20 protein-coding genes are annotated in these 23,889 nt (G+C 71.4%); 10 read left to right on the forward strand and 10 right to left on the reverse strand.

All coding sequences use genetic code 11. The features are described 5' to 3' along the window. Nucleotides 1-46: 46 nt before the first annotated feature. Nucleotides 47-1,006: an SDR family oxidoreductase gene (locus EJV46_RS09340; RefSeq protein ID WP_131548732.1), complete on the reverse strand. Its 960-nt coding sequence runs from the start codon at nt 1,004-1,006 to the stop codon at nt 47-49. Between the two features lie 119 nt (nt 1,007-1,125). On the opposite strand from EJV46_RS09340, the gene EJV46_RS09345 reads away from it, so the two are divergent. From EJV46_RS09345 to feoB, 5 genes are all read left to right on the forward strand, one after another. Continuing rightward, complete coding sequence (locus EJV46_RS09345) at nt 1,126-3,249, forward strand: AsmA family protein (RefSeq protein ID WP_165585442.1); 2,124 nt, start codon at nt 1,126-1,128, stop codon at nt 3,247-3,249. A 183-nt stretch (nt 3,250-3,432) separates the two neighbouring features. Continuing rightward, nucleotides 3,433-4,323, forward strand: a complete 891-nt coding sequence (locus EJV46_RS09350) for a hypothetical protein (RefSeq protein ID WP_240782486.1) — start codon at nt 3,433-3,435, stop codon at nt 4,321-4,323. A gap of 109 nt (nt 4,324-4,432) precedes the next feature. Next, the gene (locus EJV46_RS09355) at nt 4,433-4,927 is read left to right on the forward strand and encodes a ferritin-like domain-containing protein (protein ID WP_165585443.1); all 495 of its coding nucleotides are present in this window, start codon (nt 4,433-4,435) and stop codon (nt 4,925-4,927) included. A 76-nt stretch (nt 4,928-5,003) separates the two neighbouring features. Continuing rightward, nucleotides 5,004-5,273, forward strand: coding sequence for a FeoA family protein (locus EJV46_RS09360; protein ID WP_131548349.1), 270 nt, complete (start codon nt 5,004-5,006; stop codon nt 5,271-5,273). Then, nucleotides 5,270-7,165 (forward strand): ferrous iron transport protein B, encoded by a 1,896-nt coding sequence (gene feoB, locus EJV46_RS09365; RefSeq protein ID WP_206020756.1) that lies wholly within the window; start codon nt 5,270-5,272, stop codon nt 7,163-7,165. Before EJV46_RS09360 ends, feoB begins: the two co-directional genes overlap by 4 nt. 46 nt (nt 7,166-7,211) lie before the next feature. Here the strand turns inward: feoB and EJV46_RS09370 are convergent, their stop codons facing one another. The 4 genes from EJV46_RS09370 to EJV46_RS09385 form a co-directional block, all read right to left on the reverse strand. After that, the gene (locus EJV46_RS09370) at nt 7,212-8,807 is read right to left on the reverse strand and encodes a lipopolysaccharide assembly protein LapB (RefSeq protein ID WP_131548350.1); all 1,596 of its coding nucleotides are present in this window, start codon (nt 8,805-8,807) and stop codon (nt 7,212-7,214) included. A gap of 104 nt (nt 8,808-8,911) precedes the next feature. After that, nucleotides 8,912-9,091, reverse strand: coding sequence for a hypothetical protein (locus tag EJV46_RS09375; RefSeq protein WP_131548351.1), 180 nt, complete (start codon nt 9,089-9,091; stop codon nt 8,912-8,914). Between the two features lie 95 nt (nt 9,092-9,186). Continuing rightward, entirely contained in the window at nt 9,187-11,766 is a 2,580-nt protein-coding gene (gene ligD, locus EJV46_RS09380) for a DNA ligase D (RefSeq protein ID WP_131548352.1), read from the reverse strand. 3 nt (nt 11,767-11,769) lie between these two features. Beyond that, complete coding sequence (locus tag EJV46_RS09385) at nt 11,770-12,717, reverse strand: Ku protein (RefSeq protein WP_131548353.1); 948 nt, start codon at nt 12,715-12,717, stop codon at nt 11,770-11,772. A 155-nt stretch (nt 12,718-12,872) separates the two neighbouring features. Here EJV46_RS09385 and lpxD point away from each other — a divergent pair, with 155 nt between their 5' ends. After that, nucleotides 12,873-13,934, forward strand: coding sequence for a UDP-3-O-(3-hydroxymyristoyl)glucosamine N-acyltransferase (gene lpxD / locus EJV46_RS09390; RefSeq protein WP_131548354.1), 1,062 nt, complete (start codon nt 12,873-12,875; stop codon nt 13,932-13,934). Between the two features lie 40 nt (nt 13,935-13,974). Here lpxD and EJV46_RS09395 read toward each other — a convergent pair whose 3' ends face one another. The 4 genes from EJV46_RS09395 to EJV46_RS09410 all read right to left on the reverse strand — a co-directional run bounded on the left by EJV46_RS09395 (nt 13,975) and on the right by EJV46_RS09410 (nt 16,916). After that, complete coding sequence (locus EJV46_RS09395) at nt 13,975-14,214, reverse strand: hypothetical protein (RefSeq protein WP_131548355.1); 240 nt, start codon at nt 14,212-14,214, stop codon at nt 13,975-13,977. A 277-nt stretch (nt 14,215-14,491) separates the two neighbouring features. Continuing rightward, entirely contained in the window at nt 14,492-15,136 is a 645-nt protein-coding gene (locus EJV46_RS09400; protein WP_131548356.1) for an FMN-binding negative transcriptional regulator, read from the reverse strand. A gap of 57 nt (nt 15,137-15,193) precedes the next feature. After that, on the reverse strand, nt 15,194-15,880 hold the full coding sequence (locus EJV46_RS09405) for a cyclase family protein (protein WP_131548357.1): 687 nt from the start codon (nt 15,878-15,880) through the stop codon (nt 15,194-15,196). A gap of 31 nt (nt 15,881-15,911) precedes the next feature. Further along, on the reverse strand, nt 15,912-16,916 hold the full coding sequence (locus EJV46_RS09410; protein WP_131548358.1) for a tripartite tricarboxylate transporter substrate binding protein: 1,005 nt from the start codon (nt 16,914-16,916) through the stop codon (nt 15,912-15,914). A gap of 244 nt (nt 16,917-17,160) precedes the next feature. Between EJV46_RS09410 and EJV46_RS09415 the strand changes: the two genes are divergently transcribed. Both EJV46_RS09415 and EJV46_RS09420 read left to right on the forward strand, forming a co-directional pair. Then, the gene (locus EJV46_RS09415) at nt 17,161-17,973 is read left to right on the forward strand and encodes an IclR family transcriptional regulator (protein WP_131548359.1); all 813 of its coding nucleotides are present in this window, start codon (nt 17,161-17,163) and stop codon (nt 17,971-17,973) included. Further along, entirely contained in the window at nt 17,973-19,343 is a 1,371-nt protein-coding gene (locus tag EJV46_RS09420; protein WP_131548360.1) for an amidase, read from the forward strand. The genes EJV46_RS09415 and EJV46_RS09420 overlap by 1 nt, the downstream gene beginning before the upstream one ends. A gap of 7 nt (nt 19,344-19,350) precedes the next feature. Here EJV46_RS09420 and EJV46_RS09425 read toward each other — a convergent pair whose 3' ends face one another. Further along, nucleotides 19,351-19,749 carry a hypothetical protein gene (locus tag EJV46_RS09425; RefSeq protein ID WP_131548361.1) on the reverse strand — a complete coding sequence of 133 codons (399 nt, stop codon included), beginning with the start codon at nt 19,747-19,749 and terminating at the stop codon, nt 19,351-19,353. Nucleotides 19,750-19,959: 210 nt separating this feature from the next. Between EJV46_RS09425 and EJV46_RS09430 the strand changes: the two genes are divergently transcribed. Both EJV46_RS09430 and EJV46_RS09435 read left to right on the forward strand, forming a co-directional pair. Then, on the forward strand, nt 19,960-21,381 hold the full coding sequence (locus tag EJV46_RS09430) for a lytic transglycosylase domain-containing protein (protein WP_131548362.1): 1,422 nt from the start codon (nt 19,960-19,962) through the stop codon (nt 21,379-21,381). Nucleotides 21,382-21,659: 278 nt separating this feature from the next. Continuing rightward, a complete protein-coding gene (locus tag EJV46_RS09435; protein ID WP_131548363.1) occupies nt 21,660-23,876 on the forward strand; it encodes an ATP-binding protein in 2,217 nt (738 codons plus the stop codon). The last annotated feature ends 13 nt before the right edge of the window (nt 23,877-23,889 follow it).

Below are 23,889 nucleotides of genomic sequence, written 5' to 3' on the forward strand. Positions count from 1 at the left end.
AAGGAATCCCTGCCGCGAGAACCGGCCAGGGCGGACGGGGTTTCCGTCAGGCGCTGGAATAGCCCCCGATGACCGGCAGCACCTCGCCCGTGATGAAGCTCGACATCTGCGGGGAGGCGAGGAAGACATAGGCCGGCGCCAGCTCCTCGGGCTGGGCGGGGCGTTTCATCGGCGTGCCCTCGCCGAACTTCTTCGCCTTCTCCTTGTCGTCGCTGGGGTTGAGCGGCGTCCAGACCGGCCCCGGCGCCACCGCGTTCACGCGGATGCCGCGCGGCAGCAGCGCGCCCGAGAGCGCCCGCGTGAAGGCATGGATGCCGCCCTTGGTCATGGAATAGTCCACGATCGAGGCGCTGCCGAACATGCCCGTCACCGAGCCCGTGTTCACGATGGCCGAGCCGGGCTTCATGTGCGGCAGGCAGGCCTGCGCCATGTGGAAATAGCCGTAGAGGTTGGTCTTGAGCGTGAGGTCGAAATGCTCCTCGGTCAGATCCTCGAAGCGGCTGACATGCAGCTGGAAGGCGGCGTTGTTCACGAGCACGTCCACCGTGCCGAATTCCTTCACGACCTGGGCGACGGCCTCGTCGCAGAAGCGGCGGTCGCTCACGTCGCCGGCGACGGTCAGGCCGCGGCGCCCCTCCAGCTCCACCGCCGCGCGCGTCACGTCGGCGTCCACCTGCTCCTCGTCGAGGTGGAGGATCGCCACATCCGCGCCCTCGCGGGCGAAGAGCACCGCGACGGCGCGGCCGATTCCGGAATCGCCGCCGGTGACGATCGCCTTCTTTCCCTCCAGCTTGCCCGAGCCCTTCCAGTAGGGCGCGTCGTAAAGGGGCGCGAGTTCCTGCTCGGATTCGATGCCGGGCTTCTCCAGGAGCTGATCCGGGAAGGGCGGCTCGGGATAGCGGCGGGCGCCGGCCTGCATGGCGCCCTTCATCTCTTCCTTGGGGCGGGCCTTGTCGGCTTCCTGCACCTGCTGCTGCACGGCGCGCTGACGGGCGGTGACGTTCATGGCGGAGCCCTCCTGGTTGCCGGAGAGAACGACCTGCGCGCCCCGATGTTGCATGGCGCCCGCACGCAACCCGCGCCGCTGTCGGCGGGTTACCCCGGGAACGCCAGAGGACGTCCGCGATGCGCATTCCCCGGGCCTTGCGATGGTTGCTCGGCATCACCCTTCCCCTCCTGCTGCTGGTCCTGCTCTTCCGCTGGGACTGGCTGATCCCCATCGTGGAATCGCGCGCCTCGGCGGCGCTGGGCCGGCCGGTGACCGTGGCGCATCTGCATGTCCGGCTCGGGCGGGTGCCGGAGATCACGCTGACCGATCTGCGCATCGCCAACCCTGACGGCTTCCCGGCCGACCCGCCCTTCGCCCTGGTCCCGCGCGCGGTGATCTCGGTCGAGGCCTGGCCGCTCCTCCGCGAGCAGCGGCTGGTCGTGCCTTCCGTGGCGCTGCACCAGCCGGCGCTCGAGCTGCTGGGCAAGGAGGATGGCGCGAACAACTACACCTTCGAGGCCCTGGCCGGCGGCTCCGGCGAATCCGGCGGCGGCGGCGGCCCGCTGATCCGTCGGGTCAGCATCGTCGAGGGCCGCTCCCACGTCGCGCTGGAGGCGCTGGAGGCCGATTTCAACCTGCAGATCGCGACGCAGGAGCCGGAGGGCCAGGACCCCACCGTCACCCTTCGCGCCGAGGGCACCTACGCGGCGCAGCCCATCACGGGCGAGCTGGTCGGCGGCGCGCTGCTCGCCCTGCAGGACGCCGCCCGCCCCTGGCCGGTCCGCCTGCAGCTGGCCAACGGCCCGACCCGGGTGACGCTGGAGGGCACGGTGCAGGAGCCGCTGGCCCTGCGCGGCGCCGACCTGCGGCTGACCCTGGCAGGGCCGGACATGAAGCTGCTGATGCCGCTGACCGGCGTGCCGATCCCGACCACGCCAGCCTATCGCGTCGCCGGTCGCCTCGACTTCGAGGAGGGCCGCATCCGTTTCCGCGAGATGCAGGGCACGGTCGGCCGCACGGACCTGGGCGGGGAGATCATCATCGCCCCGGACGCCGCGCGCCCGGCAACGGAAGTCCCGCTGGCGCCGGCCGCCGGCGCCGCCCAGCCGCAGCGCGGCGCCCGGAACCAGGCGCCGCCGCCGGAGCCGCGCGCCGCCGCCACCCAGGCTCCGCCTCCGGGGCCCGCGCCCAACCGCCGGAACACCGCGCAGAGCACCGTCCCGGCCGACCGCCGGCCCGAAAGCACGCGACCGCGGCCGGACATCACCGCCAATCTCCGCTCCCGCCGGGTGGATCTCAACGACCTCGCCGGCTTCATCGGCGGCGACCCGCAGCCCGGCCAGAGCAACGCGCGCCCGGGCCGGACGCTGCCCGATGCGCCGCTCAGCCTGCCGCGAATCCGCGCCGCCAATATCCATCTCGTCTACGACGGCCAGCGCATCGAGGGTCGCAGCATGCCGCTCGACAACCTCCACGTGAAAATGGACATCGTCGACGGCGTCATCCAGATCCATCCGCTGCGCTTCGGCGTGGGCGCAGGCCGCATCGAGGCCCAGTCCAGCCTCACCCCGCAGGAGGATGGCGGGCTGCGCACCGAGACGCAGGTCTCGTTCCAGCGCATCGACATCTCCCGCCTGCTCGGCGTGACCGGAGCCGGGCAGGGCGCCGGCACGCTGGGCGGCCGCGCGCAGATCACGGGCAGCGGCAAGTCGCTCGCCGAACTGCTGGCGCGCGGTAATGGCGGCGTGACGCTCACCATGGCGGGAGGCGAGGTTTCCGCCCTGCTGGTCGACCTCGCGGGGCTGCGGCTGGGCAATGCGATCTTCTCCGCCCTCGGCCTACCGAACCGCACCAGGATCGAGTGCTTCGTGGCCGATCTGGGGCTGCAGCGGGGCGTACTGAGCTCGCGCGCCATCCTGCTCGACACCGAGGACGTGCTGATCACCGGCACGGGGAATGTCAGCCTGGCGCAGGAGCGGATCGACATGCGGCTGAACACGGATTCCAAGAGCCTGACGATCGCCGCCCTGCCCACCTCCTTCCACATCACCGGCAGCTTCGCCGACCCCTCCGTGGCGCCGGACCTCACGGAACTCGGCATAAGGGGCGGCCTCGCGGCCGCGCTGGGCTTCGTCGCCGTGCCGCTGGCCATCCTGCCCACGATCCAGTTCGGCATCGGTGACGACCCGCGATGCCGGAATCTCGTGTCCCAGGCCGGCCGCACCCGGGAGCAACGCGGCCAGCCGCAGCGCCGCCGCTGAGGCACCGGAGCCACAGCGCGCAGAACGAACGCGACACCATGCAACCCCCTGCGGGTCCACGCCGTTTGCCCGAACACCACGTCACACAACAGGAGGCAGTCATGGGCCGCGGCATTCTTCTCTGGCTTATTGGGATTCCCATTCCGATCATCATCCTGCTCGCCCTGATCTGGCGCTGACGCCATGTCGGGCAGCACCTACGACCCGCCGCATGTCCGCCCCGGCACCGCCGTGCTGGCCGACCATGCGGCCACGGAGGCGTCAGCCGTCTCCTGGGCGGCCATCATCGCGGGCGCCGTCGTCGCCTGCGCGGCCTCCCTCATCCTGATCGCGGTGGGCACGGGCCTCGGCTTCTCGTCCATCTCGCCCTGGCATGACGAAGGCGTCTCCGCCACGACGCTCGGGCTGATGACGGTGGTTTGGCTCATCATCGTCCAGTGGGTCGCCTCGGGGCTGGGCGGTTACGTCGCCGGCCGGCTGCGCACCCGCTGGATCTCGGTCCATCGCGACGAGGTCTTCTTCCGCGACACGGCACACGGCCTGCTCGCCTGGGCCCTGGGCACGATCATCACCGTGGGCCTGCTGACCTCTGCCATCACCGGCGCGATCGGCACCGCGGGCCAGGTCGCCGGCGCGGTCGGCCAGGGCGCGGCGCAGGTCGCGGCCAGCGCGGCCGGCCCGCTCTCCGAATACGACACCGACACCCTGTTCCGCTCCTCGCAGCCCGGCGTTCCCAATCCGAACGGCGAGAGCAACGAGCAGGCGGCGCAGGAGGTGACGACCATCATCGGCAACGCGATCACCACGGGTCAGCTGCCCGCCGGCGACCGCGACTACCTGGCCCAGCTCGTGGCCGCGCGCACCAACGTCTCAGTGGAGGATGCGCGGACTCGGGTGGACCAGGCCTTCAACAAGGCCCGCGAGGCGGCGCAGCGGGCGCGCGAGGCCGCCGACGAGGCGCGCAAGGCCGCGGCCAAGCTCGCGCTCTTCACCGCCCTGTCCATGCTGATCGGCGCCTTCGTGGCGGCGGCCGGCGCGGCCTATGGCGGCCATCTCCGCGACGACCCGCACTGAGGGCCATCGCGAACGGGAAGCGCCGGCGGTTCTCCGCCGGCGCTTTCTTGCGCCGACTCGAAACCCGGGTGCCGCGATGCCGTTCTCCTCGCGATTCGCGGGAAACCCGATGACCTCCCTGGACGACCTGTTCCTGGCTCTCCTCCGGGAGATCACCTTTGCCGAGCGGCAGTTCGAGAAGGTCCTGCCGCGCATGGCGCTCGCGGCCCGGAACACGGATCTCCGTGACGCCTTCGGCCGTCAGCGCGATGACGCTAGCCGACGGCTTGCGCGGCTCGGCGAAGTGTTCCGGCTGATCGGGCGCCGCGTCCGGGCGGAAACTTCCGACACCATCCTCGGCCTTCTCCAGGACTGCGACGAGTTGCTGGAGGCGGGCTCGAAGCCGGGCGCGGTCCATGATGCGAGGCTCGTCGCCTTCGGGCAGGCGGCCGCGCACCACCAGATGTCGTGCTATGGCACGCTGCTGGCCTGGGCCGAGGCGATGGAGCGGCAGGAGATCGCCGCCCTGCTGCGGAAATCGCTGGAGGAGGGGCGCGCCGCCGACCGCACGCTCGCCCGCCTCGCCGCGCTCACGGTCAACCGGGAGGCCCGCGCGGCGGCTTAGCCGTCCGCCAGCGGCGGGCGAATTGCAAACGAATGGCAATCGCATCTACAAGGCGGGGTCTCGAACCGGGTTCCGCATGTCGCCTTCCATATCCGCCGACCTGGGCGCCGCGCCGCGCGGCTTCCGCGGACGCATCCTCGGCCTCCGCCCGCCCGAATCCGGCCGCCTGCCGCCCGAGGAGCTGGAGCGGCGGCTGATCGAGCTGGGCTTCGTCGAAGGCGCCCTGGTCGAGATCCTGCACGAGGGCCTGTTCGGCGGCGATCCCATCGCGGTCCGGCTGCAATCCGCCACCATCGCGCTACGCCGGCGCGAGGCGGCCGCCATCCTGGTCGAGCCGCTTTCATGAACGACATGTCCCACCCGCCGCGCGACCTGGCCGTCGCCCTGGTGGGCAATCCGAACTGCGGCAAGACCGCGCTGTTCAACGCGCTCACCGGCAGCCACCAGAGGGCGGCGAACTACCCGGGCGTCACGGTGGAGCGGAAGACGGGCCGGCTGGCCACGCCTGGCGGCCGGCAGCTCCGGCTGACGGACCTGCCCGGCACCTATTCGTTGCGCGCCCGCAGCCTGGACGAGGCCATCACGCGCGACGTCGTGCTGGGCCTGTGCCAAGGCGAGGCGCGGCCGGACGTGCTGGTCTGCGTGGCCGACGCCACCAACCTGCGGCTGGGGCTGCGGCTGGTGCTGGAGCTGAAGCGCACGGGGGTGCCGCTGCTGCTCTCGCTCAACATGATCGACATCGCCCGGCATCGCGGAATCGAGATCGACCTGGAGCGGCTCTCCGCCGAGCTGGGGATCCCCGTGGTCACCTCCGTCGCGGTGCGGCGCGGCGGCACGGAGGCCCTGCTGGCGGAGATCGACGGGCGGGAGATCCGCGCGGCCGCCCCACCCTCCTCCGCCTGGACGGCGCCGGACGCCGCCGGGCTGCGCGCCCTCCAGCGCGAGGCCGACCGCATCGTCGCCGCCGCCGTCCGCGTGCCGGACCGGCGCGATGCGCTGACGCGGCGGCTGGATGCGGTGGTGCTCCATCCGGTGGCCGGAATCCTGGTCCTGCTCGCGGTGCTGTTCCTGATGTTCCAGGCCGTCTTCGCCTGGGCGGAGCCGGCCATGGAACTGATCGACGGCGGCTTCGGCCTGCTCGGCGACGCCGTCGGCGCGACGCTTCCCACGGAGGGCGGCCTCGGCCTGCTGCGCAGCTTCCTGCAGGACGGGCTGATCGCCGGCGTCGGCGGCGTGCTGGTCTTCCTGCCACAGATCCTGATCCTCTTTCTCTTCATCCTCCTGCTGGAGGATTTCGGCTACATGGCCCGCGCGGCCTTCCTGATGGACCGCATCATGGGCGGCGCCGGGCTGCATGGCCGCGCCTTCATCCCGCTGCTGTCGAGCTTCGCCTGCGCCATTCCCGGCATCATGGCCACGCGGGTGATCGACAACCGGCGCGACCGGCTGGCGACCATCCTGGTGGCGCCGCTGATGACCTGCTCGGCACGCATCCCGGTCTATACGCTGATCATCGCCGCCTTCATCCCGGATGAAACCGTGTGGGGCTGGGTCGGCCTCCAGGGGCTGGTGATGTTCGGCCTCTATGCCATCGGTATCGTCAGCGCGCTGGGCATGTCCTTCGTCTTCCGCCGGTTGCTCTGGCGCGACGTGCGGGGCGATCCCTTCATGCTGGAGCTGCCGGACTACAAATGGCCGCGCGTGCGGGACGTGGCGATCAGCCTCTGGCAGCGGGCGCGCGCTTTCCTCTACCGCGCGGGCACCATCATCCTGGCGATGACCATGGTGATCTGGTTCCTCACCTCCGTGCCCCGGCCGCCCGAGGGCGCGACGCAGCCGGAGATCGAATACAGCTTCGCCTATTCCATCGGCCATGCGGTGGAGCCCGTGCTGCGGCCCATCGGCTTCAACTGGCAGATCGGCGTGGCGCTGATCCCGGGCATGGCGGCGCGCGAGGTGGCCGTGGCGGCGCTCGGCACCGTCTATGCGATCGAGGCCGCGGAGGACGATTCCGCGGAGCTGGGGACTGCCCTGGCCGGGAAATGGTCGCTGGCGACGGCGCTGGCCTTCCTCGCCTGGTACGTCTTCGCCCCGCAATGCGCCGCGACGCTGGCGGTGATCCGGCGCGAGACCGCCAGCGCGAAATGGATGTGGTTCACCTTCGGCTACATGCTGGTCCTGGCCTATGCGGCCGCCTTCGTGACCTTCCAGACGGCGAGCTTCCTGGGCGCAGGATAGTCGAGGCGCCGAAGTTCCGGAGGAACGGCCCCGGGGTCTCCTCGCCCTACCGCCCCAGATAGGCTCTGGCGGCCGCCACCTCCGCCCGGCCCGCGCCGCTCCCCGCCACGTCCAGAAGCGCCGCGTGATGCTGCCGCGCCTGGTCCGGCCGGCCCGCTGCCTCGGCCGCCCGGGCCGCGCCGGCGATGGCGCGGAAGCGGCGCGGCTCGGACCGCTGCACCGCCTCGAACTCCGCCAGCGCGGCGGCCGCCTGGCCGGCATCCAGCAGCGCCTCGGCATAGAGCTCGCGCGCCGGGGCGAGCGGCCCGGGCGTGACGACGTGCTTGTCGGTGCGGCCCTCGCGTTCGGCCGCGGCGCGCAGGCCGGCAAGCCCTTCCTCGCGCCGGCCGGCCATGAACGCCTGCAGCCCCGCGGCGGCGTCGCGCTGGATGGCCACCTGCTCGGACCAATAGGCGTCGCGGCCCTCCAGCGACTGGCTGATGCGGGTGAGCGCCGCGATGTCGGGCGCCGCCTCGGCCGGCTGGCCGGCGCGGGCGAGCCCGATCGCACGCGCGAAGTGGGTCAGCGCCTCGGTGTAGAGGAAGTTCGGCTCGGGGCGCGGCTGGAGCGCGGCGGCGTCGGCCCAGGCCCCGCGCTCCAGCGCGAAGCGCGCGGGGATCGCCGCCATCGCAAAGGCATAGGCGTTGCGCGTCGGGCCGTCGAAGCGCGCCGAGACGGCCCGCTGCATGGCCTCGCGCGCCGCCTCGTCGCGGCCGGTCTGGAGATGGGCATAGACCATGTAGTCGTAGGCGTGCAGCGTGTCGTCGGGCTCTCGGTTGCGCAGCGCCAGCTCCGCCGCGCGGCTGTTGCTCTCGACCGAATCCTCCCAGCGGCCCACCCGCGTGTAGATGTGGGACGGCATATGCAGCGCATGCGGGGCGTCGGCCGCCAGCGAGCCGTAGCGCTCGGCGGCCCGGATGCCGCGACTGGCCAGCGCCGGATAGTCGTAGAGGTGGATCAGGTAGTGGACGATGCCGGGATGCTCGGGCTGGTTCACCAGCTCGCGCTCCAGCATCGCGGCGCCGCGCAGCGGGTCCGCATAGCTGCGGTCATTCGGCGCCGAGGCCACGCCGAGCAGCAGCGCGTAGAGGATCATCCCCTCCTTGTCCTCCGGGAAGCGCTCGTGCAGACGGCCCATCGCATCGCGATAGGCCGCGAGCCGGGCGCGGTGGCCCGGCGGGTTGTCGCCCGCGAAGACCAGCGCGAGCGCCTCGATGTAGGCCGCCTCGCGCGGGCTGCGGGCGCCGAGGCGCATCGCTTCGTCGAGCAGGGCCTTGCCCTGGCGGAGATTCTCCGGCGAGGGCGGGCTGTAGGGGTTGGTGAGGAGCGTCAGCGCCTCGCCCCAAAGGGACATGGTGCAGCCGGGATCCTGCTGCCGCACCTGCCGGAAGGACTGGCCGGCGACCTGGTACCAGAAGGAGTGCTGCAGCAGCATGCCGTGGTTGAACTCGGCCTGCGCGGCGGGGCTGCAGGTCACCGGGAAGCTCACCGTGCCGAGCACGCGGTGCGGCGCAGGGCTGCCGCCTGTCTGGCCATGGGCCGGCAGGGCGACGAGTCCGAGTCCCGTGGCGAGGGCTAGCCTCGCGAGAAATGCGCGGCGCATGACATGGCCTCTCCCTGGCGGGAGGCGCCATCACGGGCAACACAGGCTGCCCGGCTTGGGCCCCTCGTGAACGACCGAGCTTTACGGAGGAGGATGAACGGCCGTCAAGAAATCCGGATGCGGGCGTAAGCTTCTCCAGACGCGGCGCGCGGCTGCATGGCATCGCGCAGCTCGCGCGTTACGGCGGCCAGTCGCGCCAGGCTGGTCGCCCGGCGGCGCTCGAAATAGCGGTGCATCGCCCTGGGCGCGCCGGCGAAGACGAACCATGAGGTGTAGAGCTTCATCGCCGTCCTCCCGAGATGCAGGTCGGGAGGGAATTTCGCTCAGGAGCCCCGGGAAATGGTGTCGGGAAGCGTGCTGTTTTGTGGACGGCGCCCGGCTATCTCGTGGCCTTCTCCATGGCCTCGCGCAGCGAGCCGGCGGAGGTCGCGAAATCCGTCCAGGGGTCCTTGGGCAGCGGCGCGTCGAGCAGCGCCGGGATGCGCAGCTTCGCCGGATCCAGCCCCGGCTTCACGTCGGACCATCGGACGGGATGCGCGACGGGCGCTCCCGGCCGGCCGCGCGGCGACCAGTTGGCGATGGCCGTGGAGAGCCGGTCATTGCGCAGATAGTCCAGGAAGATGCGGCCCGTGCGCGCCTTCTTCGCCATGGTGGTGGTGTAGAGCTTCGGCTCGTCGCGCTCGAGGAGCATGCAGACGAGCCGCGCGAATTGCTTGGCCTGCGGCCAGTCCGGCGCGGCGCCCCGCTTCGGCACCTCGAGCGGCACCACCAGGTGCAGGCCCTTGCCGCCGGTGACCCGCGGGAAGGCGGCGAGGCCATAGGCCTTCAGCCGCTCGCGCAGCTCCAGCCCGCCCTTCACCACCGCGTCGAAGCCGAGCTCGGGCGCGGGATCGAGGTCGAAGATGAGGCGGTCCGGTGTCTCCGGCCGGTCGGCCCTGGCGCCCCAGGGATGGATCTCCACGGTCGAGACCTGCGCCAGCGCGGCGAGCCCCGCCGCGTCGTCGATGCGCATATAGGGCTTGGGCTGGCCTTCCACGGGCACCTCGCGGACCAGCGGAGACTGGCCGCGCATGGCGTGACGCTGGAAGAAGAGCTCATGGCCGATGCCGTCCGGCGCGCGCAGCAGCGAGATGGGCCGCCCGGCCACCTCGGCCAGGATGCGATCCGCGAATTGCTCGTAATAGGCGCCCAGATCGCCCTTGGTGACGGCGGGCGTCGTGTCCGTCGCCGGCCAGATCACCTTCTCGGGATGGGTGAGCGCCAGCTTGGGCGTCGCGCGCTTCACCACCTTGGGCGGCGGCGCGGCGGGCGGCGGCGGCGTCACCTCTTCGGCCGGCTTGTCCTCGCGCAGGCCCTGGAAGCTCGCATGGCGCAGGATGCCCTCCTCGGTGAGGCCGCCATAGGCGATCTCGGCGACCAGTCGCGGCTCGGCCCAGATGGCGTCGCTCTTGCGCGCCGGCTGGGCGCCCACGAAGGGCGAGGTCTTGCGGCGCAGCGGCTCCAGCTTCTTCATGAGCATCGCACCCATGTCGCCGGAGAAGCCGGTGCCGACCCGGCCCATATAGGCGAGCTTGCCGTCGCGCATCGCGCCCATCAACAGAGATCCCAGGCCCTTGCCCTGGCCGCGCTTCTCCAACGACCAGCCGCCGATGAGGAACTCGTCCCGACCGCGGCACTTCGCCTTGGTCCAGATCGCCCCGCGCCCGGAGGCATAGGGCGCGTCGGCGCGCTTGGAGACGATGCCCTCCATGTGCAGGCGGCAGGCCTGGCTCAGCACCGCCTCGCCCGGCTGGGAAAAGTGGTCAAGATAGCGGATCACCTGTCCCTCGGCCGGGATGCGGCCCTTCAGCGCCTCCTTGCGCATGAGCAGCGGCTCGCGTCGCCGATCGGCGACGCCGTCGTGCAGCAGGTCGAACGCGAAGAAGGTGAGCGGCGCCTTCCGCTCGCCGGCGAGCACGGCTTGCAGCAGGCCGAAGCTGGTGTGCCCTTCCTCGTCGAGCGCAACGGCCTCGCCGTCGAGGATGCCGTCGGGCAGCGAGGCCGCCTCCTTCGCGATGGCTGGAAAGCGGGCCGTCCAGTCCAGGCCGGTGCGCGTGCGAACGATCGCCCTGCCCTTCTCCACGCGGATCTGCAGCCGGTAGCCGTCCAGCTTCATCTCGTGCACCCAGTCCTTGCCCACGGGCGGGGTCGAGACGAGCTGACAGAGCTGCGGCGCAATGAAGTCCGGCATGGGGGAGGCGGGCTCCCCGGGCGGCCTCGGCGCCGATTCCTTCTTCGCCGGCCGGGCCTTGGCCGCTGGCCGGGCCTTGGCGGCCCTCGCCGTCTCGGGCTCCTTCCTGTCGCTGTGCCAGACCTCGTCCTTGGCGGCGGCGCCCTTGGCGATCTGCGCCATGGTGCGGCCCGTCTTCACGGACTTCTCGACCTTCAGCACCGCGTCCCCCTCCCCCGGCGTCGCCATGCTGTCCTTCTCCTTGATGAGAAGCCAGTTGTTGCGCTTCGACTTCTCCCCCGGGCGCGGCTTGAGCCGGATGAGCACGAAGCCGCCCTTCAGCCGCTCCCCGGCGACGACGAACTTCATCTCGCCCCTGGCGAGATCGCTCCCGACATTCTCAGGGTCCAGCGGCGCCCAGAAGCCGCGGTCCCACAGCATGACCGTGCCGGCGCCGTAGCCGGGCGCGGGAATGATGCCCTCGAAGCTGCCGTAGTCGAGCGGGTGGTCCTCCACCTCCACCGCCAAGCGCTTGTCGGCCGGGTCCATCGAGGGCCCGCGCGTCACCGCCCAGGACTTCAGCACGCCCTCCCATTCCAGCCGGAAGTCGTAATGCAGCCGGGTCGCATCGTGCTTCTGGATGACGAAGGCGAGGCGCTGCCCCGTCGCCGTGCCGCCCTGCGGCTCCGGCGAGCGGGAGAAATCGCGCTTGGCGCGATAGGCCTCCAGCTTGTTGGGCGCGGCGGCCATGGCCTAGCCGGCCCGCCGACGCTTGGGGGACGCGGCCTTCTTCGGCGGCGCCTTGGCCGGGGCCTTTTTGGCCGCGGGCTTCGAGGCTGGCGGCTTCGAGGCTGGCGGCTTCGAGGCCCCACGCTTGGCCGGCGCCGCCTTAGCGGCCGGCCTGCGCTCGTCGTTCGCCGGCTTGCCGCCCTGCTCCAGGCTCTTCCGCAGCGCCTCCATGAGGTCGATGACGTTGTCGCTGCGCGGCGGCGGCGCCGTCACGCCGCCATCGTCGCCGCCCTTCTTGCTCTCGATGAGCGCGCGCAGCGCGTCCTCGTAGCGGTCGTTGAACTGGGATGGGTCGAAGGGGCCGACCTGCTGCTCGATGATCTTGTCGGCGATGTCGATCATCCCCTTGGCCGGCTTGGCGCTCGGGATGTCGTCGAAGACGGCGCTCTCGTCGCGGATCTCGTCGTGGCTGCGCAGCGTGGTCAGCAGCATGCCCCGGCCTCGCGGCTCGATGGCCACCACGCGCTCCCGGGTGCCCATCACGACACGGGCCAGCGCGACCTTGCCGGCCTCCTCCATGGCGGAGCGGATCACCGTGAAGGCGTCCAGGCCGGCCTTGCCGTCGGGGACGAGGTAGTAGGGCGAGTCCCACCAGATCCGGTCGATCTCCTTCTGGTCCACGAAGCGCTCGATGTCGATCGTGCGCGTGCTTTCCAGCCGGACCGACTTGATCTCCTCCTGGGTCAGGAGGACGTACTGATCCTTCTCGTATTCATAGCCTTTCACGAGGTTCTTCCGCTCCACCTCGCCGGCCTCCGGATCCACGACGATCTGCCGGATTCGGTTCCCGGTCTCGGGGTTGATCAGGTGGAAGTGGATGTCGCTCGCATAGCTCGTCGCCGGATAGAGCGACACGGGGCAGGCTACGAGAGACAGTCGCAGGTGACCCTCCCAGGTGGGCCTCTGTGCCATGACTCGGATCTCCTAACCGAGGCGGAACGCCAGACCGGAGGCCGGGTTGCGCCCCGCGGAGACCAGGCCGGGGCCGTCATGGCCGGCAGATCGCCGCCGGGATTTCCGGCCGCGGCGAAGCGGTGGAACGGGTCGCTCGCCGCCGGGTTCCGGGCATGCCACACTGGGCGCCGCACGGCAGCGAAGGCTTCAAAGTGACTTGTAACCTCGGAGACCCGCGCTTTTTCGCGCGTTCGGGTCCGCATTCCCTGGCCTCCGTGGTGGCGGCGGCCGAGGGCTCGGCCCCCGAGCAGGAGTTGATGCTCAGCGGCGTCGCCGCACTGCATTCGGCGCGTCACGACCAGGTCAGCTTCCTCGACAACCGCCGTTATCTTCCGGCGCTGGAGCACACCCATGCCGGCGCAGTGCTCGTCCATCCGGACCTCGCCGATCATGTCCCGAAGGGTGTGGTGCCGATCCTGACCACCTCGGTCTACGGCGCCTGGGCACGCGTCGCCGCGCTCTTCCATCCGCTGCCTCTGCGCGAATGCGGTATCCACCCCATGGCCGCCGTCGATCCAACGGCGACGATCCATCCGACGGCACTGATCGGCGCCTTCGTCTCGGTCGGCGCCCATGCGGAGATCGGCGCGCACTGCCGCATCGCCGCCGGCGCGGTGCTGGGCGACGGCGTCACCCTCGGCCCGGACTGCCGGGTGGGCGCGCAGGCCAGCATCAGCCATGCCCGCATCGGCGCACGGGTCTACATCTGCCCGGGCGCGCGCATCGGGCAGGAGGGATTCAGCTTCGCCAAGACGGCGAAGGGCTTCCTGAGCATCCCGCATCTGGGCCAGGTCATCATCGAGGACGATGTCGAGATCGGCGCGAACAGCACCGTGGACCGCGGCTCCTCGCGCGACACGATCATCGGGGCGGGCACGCGGGTCGATAACCTCGTCCAGATCGGTCATAACGTGGAGCTCGGCCGCCACTGCGTGGTCGTGGCGCAGGTCGGCATCTCGGGCTCGACCACCGTGGAGGATTTCGTCCAGATCGGCGGTCAGGTCGGGATCGCGGGGCACCTCACCATCGGCACCGGCGCGCAGATCGGCGCGCAATCGGGCGTCATCGCGGACGTGCCGGCGCAGGCGCGGCTGCTGGGCAGCCCGGCGCAGCCGGCCTCGATGTTCTTCCGGCAGGTGGCGACGCTGAAGCGCCTGGTCGGCAAGCGCGGCTGACGCAAGGGCCCGTCCCGCGCGCCATCCGGTCAGTTCATGGTCATAAGCAGTCCGGCGGCGCCACGGTCCTAGCGGCGCATGGGGCCTGGGCGGCAGCCGGATGGAGGGCGAAGATGCGGGGCCCGGCGATGCGCTCGATCAGGGCGCCGCTCCGCTCGTGCCCGGCGGGCTCGCCGGAATAGAGGCGCCCACCGTCAACTTCCAGCCAGAGCTGATGCGCCAGGGCGGAGGCGAGCGTGACCATCGCGGTCGCGAAGAGCATGGACAGGCCGTCGCTCATGGGACGTCTCCTCAGGCAGCGGAGTGGGGGAATGCGACCGCCGCCGCGCGGGCGACGCCGCGCGTGCGACCAGGGCGGCCGAGGGCCCGACGAGCAACGCGACCGCGGCCGACGGCAGCCGTCCGCGATACGAGCGAGGGGATGGGTCTCGTCATGGGCCCCCGGCCAGTCCTTCCGAAGAACCCCTTTCTCCGTTGCCCGTATTTGCAACTCATTCGCATTCGCGGCAAGAGGGTTTCGCATTCCCGCAGGCGTCGGTGGCGCCCCCAGATAATCCCTATGCGGGGACCTCGTCGCGGGATTCATAGTCGAGCTGCGGCCGCGCCGCGCGCATCTTCGCCGCAATGGCGATGCCGTTCGGCTCGCCGCGGCTCTCCAGCCTGCGCACGATGGCGAGGTGATCGGCATCGGGCTTCAGCTGGTTGTGCTTGCGCTGACCCTCGACGCGCGTGATCGCGATCTCGATGGTCACGATATGGGCGAGCATGGCCTCGCGCTTGACGGCCTCCATGGCCGCAAGGCCCCAGGGCGGCTTGGGCGCGACGCGCGCCTCGGCGGCGGCAAGCAGCGCGTCGCCATGGGCGCGGTTGGCGCCCGGCTCCTGGCGCCGCGCCGGACCGCTGAGATGGACCGCCTCGTAGAGCCAGGTCGAGACGTTGTCGGGCGTCGCGTACCAGTCGTTCGAGATATAGGCGTCGGGCCCGGCGACGGCGAGCAGGAAGACGCGCCCGTCGGCCAGGGCGGCAAGGGGATTGGCCCGGGTAACATGGGCCTGGACGACGCCGCCCTTCAGCACGAAGGGCAGGTGCGAGCCGATGGGCCCCGTGCCGTCGAAGGCGGTGAGCATGCCAAAGCCACGTCGTGCGGCGAAGTCGATCGCCTCGTCGCGCGGGATTTCGAATTCGGGCTGCAGCAGATGCATGGGACGGCCTCCTGGCCGTCCCATTGGGCTATGAAATGCGGCGTCCCGCCAGGGTGATCAGCCGAACATCGCCACCGCGCGGATCGGGCTGGCCGTGCCGCCCCGGATCTTCAGCGGGAAGCCGATGAAGGTGAAGCGCCCACGGCCGAGCAGGGCGTCCAGGTTGGTCAGGCATTCCATATGCGTGATGCCGAGCTCGGCGCAGGCCTTGTGCGCCTGGAAGTTCAGCTCGCCCTCGGGCGAGGGGCTGATCGCCTCGACGCCGAACATGCCGATGCCCTGCTCCGCCAGCCAGCGGATCGCCTCGATCGAGAGGCCGGCGAAGTCGTGCTGATAGGCCGGCGTGCCGAGCAGCTTGGTGGTGCCGAAATAGATCAGCACCGTGTCGCCCTTCTGGATGGTCTGGCCGGACTTGCGGACGGCTTCCTGCGTTTCCTCGAGCGTCGCCGCGGTCTTCAGCGGGACGTGCGAGAGATCGATGCAGAAGGCCGGGGTATAGAACTTCTCGAGCGGCATCTGGTCGATGGACAGCGCCTCGGGCCGCGGGTCGAAATGCACCGGCGCGTCCACATGCGAGCCGGCATGGTCGGAGAAGGCAATCGAGAGCGCCTTGCTGCTGAACGTCGTATTGCCGGCCTTCTTCGGCTCGGAATGGTCGTTCCACACGGTCATGATGACCGGCGGGTGCGACGGATGCGCCTGCGTCTTGTGAAAGAGCTCGCGGCTGAGATCGACGAATTCCATGGGATTCTCCTGAAGATTCGGGGAAGTGGCGTTATTCGATGGTCAGGCCCGCGCGCCGGATGACTTCCGCCCACCGTGCCCGATCGGCGGCAATATGCCCCGCCAGGTCCTGGCGGCGAACCGGCAGCGGATCGGCCCCGATCTCCGCCAGCTTCGCGCGCACAGCCGGCAGGGCGACCGTGGCCTCCAGCACGTCGCCCAGACGCACCAGGATGGGCGCGGGCAGCCCGACGGGAGCGAAGAGCACGTAGAAGAGGACGGCCTCGTAGTCCGGATAGCCGGATTCCGCGAAGGACGGCACCTGCGGCAGCCGCGCATGGCGCCCGCGCGAGGTGACGGCGATCGGCGTGACGCTGCCGCCGTCGATGTGCGGAATGGCGGTCGGCACCGTGTCGAACATCATGTCGATCTGCCCCGCCAGCACGGCGGCGGTGGCCGGGGAGGTTCCCTGATAGGGCACATGCGTCAGCTCGATGCCGGCCTGGCTCTCCAGCAGCAGCATCGCCAGATGCGTGCTCGATCCGATGCCCGCCGTGCCATAGGTCAGGGCTCCGGGGCGCGCCTTGGCCAGCGCCACCAGCCCGGCGAGGTTGCTCACCGGCAGGCCCTTGCGCGCGTAGAGCACGTTGGAGACGTTGCCGACGGCGGCCAGCGGCACCAGCGCCGTCGCCGGATTGTAGGTGAGGCGCTTGATCTCGGGGTTGATGGCGTTGGTCGACTGGTTGCCGAGCAGGATGGTGTAGCCGTCCGCTGCCGCGCGCGTCGTCGCCTCGGTGCCAATGGAGCCGCCGCCGCCGGCGCGGTTCTCGACCACGACCGTCTGGCCGAGCAGCGGCCGGGCCGCCTCGGCCAGCACGCGCCCGAGCACGTCCGCAGCGCCGGCCGGCGGAAAGGGCACGATCAGGCGCAGCGGTCGCGTCGGATAGGCCGGGGCCTGCGCGCGAGCCCAGGTCACCAGGGCCGGCGCGGCGAGAAGGCCGCCTGCGCCGAGGATCAGGTTGCGGCGGCCGAGCGCCGCACGGGCATTGAAACGCATCACATCTCTCCTGCCGGGGGCCGAATGACCCGCCTCCGTCGCGCCGCGCCTGACGGAATCCACGCATGAACGCCATCCGCCGGAGCGGCCTTCGCGCAAATGACCGTCAAGGGCGGGGCTGCGGCAAGCCTCGATTCCACATTGTGGATGCCTGATGCAGGATTCGCCGCGGCCGATGACGGCGGGATTGCTCCCAGGCGCACACGAGGGCACCTTGAGCGCGTGACGCAGGCATTTCCACATTATGGTAACTAGGAAGGTCGATACGCCGCGCGCCCGCGACGGCGCCCAGACGATCCACCGCACCGCCGCCTTGCTGCGCGAGATCGCCGCCGCGCGCGGCGGCGGCGCATCGCTGAACAAGCTGGCGGCAGCGACCGGCCTCGCCTCCTCCACCGCCCACCGCATGCTCCAGGCCCTGGTCGACGAGGATCTGCTCGCGAAGGATCTGGCGAACCGCGCCTATCGTCCGGGGCCCTTGCTCTATGAGCTGGGCCTCGCTGCCGCGCCGCGCCTCGACCTTCGCAAACTCTGCCAGCCGAGTCTGCAGCGCCTCGCTGACGCCAGCGGCGATACCGCCTATCTCACGATCCGCAGCGGCGGCGACGCGCTCAGCCTCGACCGTTGCGAGGGGAGCTTCCCGATCAAGGCCCTGCCGCTCGACATCGGCAACCGCCGGCCGCTCGGCGTGGGGGCCGGCGCGCTCGCCGTCCTCGCCGCCCTGACGCCTCCCGAGGCCGAGGAGGCCATCCTGGCCAATGCCGCGCGCTACCCACGCTACCGGCTCACGGCCGAACGCGTGGCCCGCGAGCTGGAGGCCTCGCGGACACGCGGCCATGCGGTCAGCACCGGCCGCTTCGTCGCGCGCTATCGCGGCGTGGCGGTGCCCCTCCGCGGCGGCGACGTTCCGGCGGCCTCCCTGGCCATCGTCGCCATCTCCGAACGTCTCAAGCCCGAGCGGCAGGACCGCATCCTGGCCCTGCTGGCGCGCGAGGCGACTGCCATCGCCGATCTCCTGGCGTGCCAGCCCCATCCCGAACCCACAGGACATTGGTGATGACCCAGACCTATCCGCGCGAGAGCGCCGCCAGCATGGCCGCGCGCCTCGACGCCGGCGCGACCACGCCCACCGCGCTGCTGGAGGAGAGCCTCGCGCGCATCGCCGCGCTGGACGGTGAGCTGCACGCCTGGGCCCATGTCGCGGCCGACCAGGCGCGCGCCGCGGCGGCCGAGGCCGAGGCGCGTCAGAAGGCGGGCCGACGCCTCGGCCCGCTCGACGGCATCCCCGTCGGCGTGAAGGACAACCTCTTCGTGAAGGACATGCCGGCGCGCTGGGGCAGCACCTTCTTCCGCGACCACGTGCCGGACCGGGACGACATCGTGGTGGAGCGGCTGCGCACGGCCGGCGCGGTGATCGTCGGCAAGACGAGCACGCCGGAATTCGCGCTCTCCGGCCGTACCTTCAGCCCCATCACCGGGCACACCCGCCACCCGATGGATCCGAGCCTGACGCCCGGCGGCTCCAGCGGCGGCGCGACGGCGGCGGTGAGCTCGGGCATGATCCCGCTCGCCATTGCGACCGATGCCGGCGGCTCCACGCGCCTGCCGGCGAGCTATACGGGCCTGGTCGGCCTGCGGCCCTCCAACGGCCGCATCCCGCGGCGCTGGGGCTTTCCGCCGATGGCGATGGACTTCCAGGCGATCGGCCTCATCGCGGGCACGGTCGAGGATGTGGAGCTGCTCTATGCCGTCCTCGGCGGGCCCGATCCGCGCGATCCGACCTCGCAGCGCCTGCCGGCCGACCCGCCGATCGCCGCGAACGAGGTGTTCCGCGTGGGCTGGCTCAACACCTATGGCGAGGAGCTGGTCGACCCCTCTGTGCGCGCTGCCGTCGAGGAGGCCGCCCGGCGCCTCGCCGGGCTGAACTGCGAGGTCTCGCCCGTCGCGCCACCCTACGACCTCGCCGCCATCCGCCACATCTGGGGCATCATCCCGGCCGCCGGCGTGGCCCGCATGGCCAGCCGCTTCCCGGAGCGCTGGGCCACGGATTCCAGCGAGTCGCTGCGCCCCATGGCCGAGCGGGGGCGGGCGCTGGCCATTCCCGACCTGGTGGATGCGGTGGACCGCCTGAACGCCTTCCGCGCCGACGTCTCAGCGGCCTGGGGCGACTACGACGCGCTGCTCATGCCCAGCGCCGCCGCCCCCGCCTGGCCGGCGGAGGACGAGTTCCCGCGCGAGATCGACGGCAGGCCCGGCCATCCGCGCGCGATGAACGTCTTCTCCACCTGGGTGAACGCCGTCGGCTATCCCGGCCTCAACGTGCCGGGGACGCCGCATCCGGACGGACGGCCGATCGGCGTGCAGCTCGTCGGGCGCTATGGCGCGGAGCCGCTGCTCTTCGAGATCGCGAAGCGGCTCGCCGGGTAGCGCCGCTTCAGCTGCCGCGCTGCAGCTGCGGATGCTCGCCGCCGGTGAGCGTCACGCGCTGGCCCAGCCGGAAGCCCTCCTCCGCGCCGCGGACGAAGGCGATGTCCCGGTTGCCGCGCTCCAGCCGCACGACGACCTCGACGGCCGAGACCGGTCCGGCGGGCCCGCCGCTCGCCGAGACACGCAGCATCTGCGCCATCGTGCGCTGCCGCGACTCCGAGGCGGGCGCCGCGGCCATGGGGCGCAGCCCCACCACCACGCCACGCTCCATGGCGGGCTCGATCAGGGGCGCCGCAACCTCGTCGGGCGTGGCGGGACGTGGCGGGGAAGACACGCCGCAGCTCGCCGCGCCCATGGCGAGCGCCAAGGCGGCAAGGCGTGCGCCCATGCGAACGAAAGGGGACATGTGGCCATGATGCCTCATCTCCCTGGTTTTCGCCATCATGGAAGCGACACTTGCCATAGAACGGACTTCTTTGCTTGATCGTCTGATCACGCCGACGGTAGGGTCTGGTTCAGCCATGCCTGCCGCGCGGCTCGATTTCACGCTGCGGCGTCCGGTTCCATGGGGGTGGTGCTGGGCGCCTGACTTGCGGCGACAGGGGGAGTTTGGGGAATGCAAGTTTTCGTCGCGCGCCGGGCGTCCCGGCTGGCCCGGCCATTGGCCGCGCTGGGCGTCCTCGCCATGCTCGCCGCCTGCGGCTCGACGCCACAAGGCGGTCCTTCCACCTCCTCGCGCGGCTTCCATCAGGCCCGCAGCTATGATCCGCCCGGTCCGCCGAGCGATCCCTGGGGCCCCTGGATTCGCGAGGCCGCCCGCCGCTTCGACGTGCCGGACGCCTGGATCCGGAGCGTGATGCGGCAGGAATCCGGCGGCCGCGCCCGCGCCACCTCGCCGGTCGGCGCCATGGGGCTGATGCAGGTGATGCCAGGCACCTATCGCGAGCTCCAGCGCCGCCACGACCTCGGCGACGATCCCTACCACCCCTACGACAACCTGATGGCCGGCACGGCCTATCTGCGCGAGATGTACAACCTCTACGGCTCGCCGGCCTTCCTGGCCGCCTACAATGCCGGCCCGCGCCGGCTGGAGGATTATCTCTACAGCAGCCGCGGCCTGCCCGCCGAGACGCGCAACTATGTTGCCCGCGTCGGACCCAGCGTGATCCGATCGAGCCCGGTGCGCCGCGCGCCCGCCGAGGTCTACGCCTCGGCCGAGATTCCGCTCAACGTCCCGGCCGGTCCGCGACGGATGGACGCCTCCATGCGCGCCGCCCTGGCCGATGCCCGCTCGATCCGCGAGCAGAACGCGCAATACGCCTCGCTGCCACCGGCCGAGGCCAGGATCGCGCCCGTCCGCACGGCTTCCGCGGCGCCGGCCTACAGCTCCGGTTCCAGCAGCCTTGCCGCCACGGGCGGCGGCCTGGTTCCCATGAGCGGCAGCGGCGTCGTCGCCATGATGCCGATCCCCGACGGCTCCACCCCGGAAGGCGCCGCCCGCCTCGCCGAGAGCAACACCCGCGCCGCCGGGACCGCGGCCCCGATGGGCGGCGAGATCATGGGCGACCGCATCATCGTGGCGCGCATGGACCCCATCCCCGACGGCTCCACGCCGGAAGGCGCGGCCCGCATGGCCGAGCTGGCCGCCCGCAACGAACCGCCACCGCCGCCGCCCCGCGCGGCGCCGCAGCTCGTCGCCAGCCGCCCGCCCGTGGCGGCCCAGCCGGGCGGGACGCGGTTCAACTTCATCAGCAGCGCCCAGGCCAGCACGCTGTCCTCCGCCGCCGTCCGCCCGGCCGTCGCCAACAGCGGCGCCTGGGGCGTGCAGGTCGGCGCCTTCACCTCGCCCGAGCAGGCCCGCCAGGCGGCGCAGGGCGCGCAGGGCAGCATCGGCGGCCGCGTGGCGGTGATGCCCGTCTCGGTCGGCCGCGCGACGCTGTTCCGCGCCCGCGTCACCGGCCTCAGCCAGGGCGGCGCCCAGCAGGCCTGCGACCGCCTGCGCGGCCGCAACGGCTGCAACGTCATCTCACCCGATTGAAGTCGGAGGCCGGCGGGGCCCGGCCCCGCCTAGGCCAGGCATGATCCTCGGCGCGCGGATTGTCCGATGCCGCCATGGGGAAGGCGCAACCTAAGGGCGAATTTTTTCGCCGGCTGCCATTGTGGGCTGCAGTCGCGCTCTGTACCGTTCGGCCATAGTCGAAGTGAATCCGCGGTGCGCGCTGCAAATACTGGTCCGACGGCTTCTTTCCAGAAGCAGGGCCTGGTCCCAAGCATTCCTGACTTCCGCACGGCCGGCGGATACGGGGAAGCTCAGGCATGAGTATCAGGACTCGGCTGCTGCTGCTGGTCCTCTGCGCCGCCCTCATCCCGATTTTCCTGATCGGCGTCCGCTTCGTCAGCGATCGCGATAAGGCCATCCGCCTCGCCACCACCGGGCTGACCGTCGAGGCGAAGGCCGCCGCGGCCGCGCTCAACGAGCGCATCCGCGGCACCGCCCAGCTGGAATATGGCCTGGCCCGCGCCCGCGATCTCGACACGACGGACCGGGCGGCCTGCTCGGCCTTCCTGGCCGCCGTGCTGCTGGAGCATCCGCAATACACGGGCCTCCTCACGATCCTGCCCAACGGCCAGCTCTTCTGCGATGCGATGTCGACCGGCCGGAGCCTCGACCTCCGCGACCGCCGCTACTTCCAGCGCGCGATCGCCAATCCCGGCACGCTGGCCGTGCAGCCCGCCTTCGGGCGCCTCAGCGGCGCCGCCGTGCTGCAGATCGCCTTCGCGCCCCCCGCGCGCGACGGGGTGCCGCCCTTCGTCCTGCTCGCGTCGCTCGACCTCGACCGCTTCCTGCGGGACCTGCTGGCCCCGGGCACGGACATGCTGCTCCTCACGGGAGACGGCACGGTGCTGAGCTGGCTGCCGCTGGAGAACAATTCGGATCGCCAGGGCGCGCAGATCACGGGCGAGCCGCTCTTTGCCTTCGCCCGGGCCCATCCGAACGGCGGCGCCGGCCAGGTGAAGGACCTCGACGGCACCGACCGGATCTGGGCGACCGCAAGCGTGCGCGTCACCGAGGGGCCGGGGCTGCACGTGCTCATCGGCCGCCCCACAGAGGCCCTCACCGGCCCAGCCAACGAAAGGCTGGTGGAGGAGATCACGGCCCTGGCGGCCGTCACCGTCCTGCTCGTCCTCGGGGTCTGGCTCCTGGCCGAGATCGCGATCCGCCGGCAGGTCCTGCGGATCGGCGGCATGGCGGCGCGGCTGGAGGAAGGCGACCTGCAGGCGCGCATCCCGGAGCCGCATCCGCGGGGCGAGCTGGGCGGACTCATGAAGCAGCTCAACCGCACCGCGGAGGCGATCCAGCGGCAGCACGCGGCTATCGAGGAGCTGAACCGGCGGCTCGGCCAGGCGCAGAGGATGGAGGCGGTGGGCCAGCTCACCGGCGGCATCGCGCACGACTTCAACAACCTGCTCACCGTCCTCCTCGGCAATGCCGAGTTCCTGGTGGACGAGCTGGCGGACCGGCCCGAATCGCGGGAGCTGGCGCTGTCCATGGTGCTCGCGGCGGAGCGCGGGGCGGAGCTGACGCGCAGCCTGCTCGCCTTCGCCCGGCGCCAGCCACTCGCGCCGCAGGCCGTCGACGCCAATCGTCTGGTGCTCGGCATGGAGGGGCTGCTGCGGCGGACGCTGGGCGGGCACATCGAGTACCGGATCACGCTCAACCCGGCGCTCTGGCCGGCCATGGTGGATCCGGCGCAGCTCGAATCGGCGCTGCTCAACCTCGCGCTCAACGCGCGCGACGCCATGCCCTCCGGCGGCGCGCTGACCATCGAGACGAGCTGCACCCATCTGGACGAGGCCTATGCCGGCGGGGATGCGGAGGTGCAGCCCGGCGACTACGTGATGGTGGCGGTCTCCGACAGCGGCGCCGGCATGACGCCGGAGACCCTCGCGCAGGCCTTCGAGCCGTTCTTCACCACGAAGGAGGTGGGCAAGGGCACGGGGCTCGGCCTCAGCATGGTCTACGGCTTCGTCCGGCAGACCGGCGGGCATATCCGGCTCTATTCGGAGCTCGGCCAAGGGACCACGGTGAAGCTCTATCTGCCGCGTGCCGACACGGCGCCCGCCGCGGCGGAGCCCGCCCGGCCCATGGCCGCGCCAGGCGCCGGCGAGGTGGTGCTCGTGGTGGAGGACAACGACCTCGTCCGCGCCCATGTGGTGTCCGAGGTGAAGGCGCTGGGCTACACGACGGTCTCCGCGGCGAGCGGGGCCGAGGCGCTGCATCTGGTGCATGACCGCGAGCGGCGGATCGACCTGCTCTTCACCGACGTGGTGATGCCGGGCGGCCTCTCCGGACCCGACCTCGCGCGGCTGGCGCTGGAGGCGCGGCCGGAGCTGAAGGTGCTCTACACCTCCGGCTATACCGAGAATTCCGTCGTCCATAACGGACGGCTGGACCCGGGCGTCCCGCTTCTGACCAAGCCCTATCGCCGGCAGGAGCTGGCACGGAAGCTGCGCGAGGTGCTGGAGGGATAAAGCTGGCGCCGGC

Origin of the sequence: Roseococcus sp. SYP-B2431, assembly GCF_004336745.1 — a bacterium.
Taxonomy (GTDB): domain Bacteria; phylum Pseudomonadota; class Alphaproteobacteria; order Acetobacterales; family Acetobacteraceae; genus Roseococcus.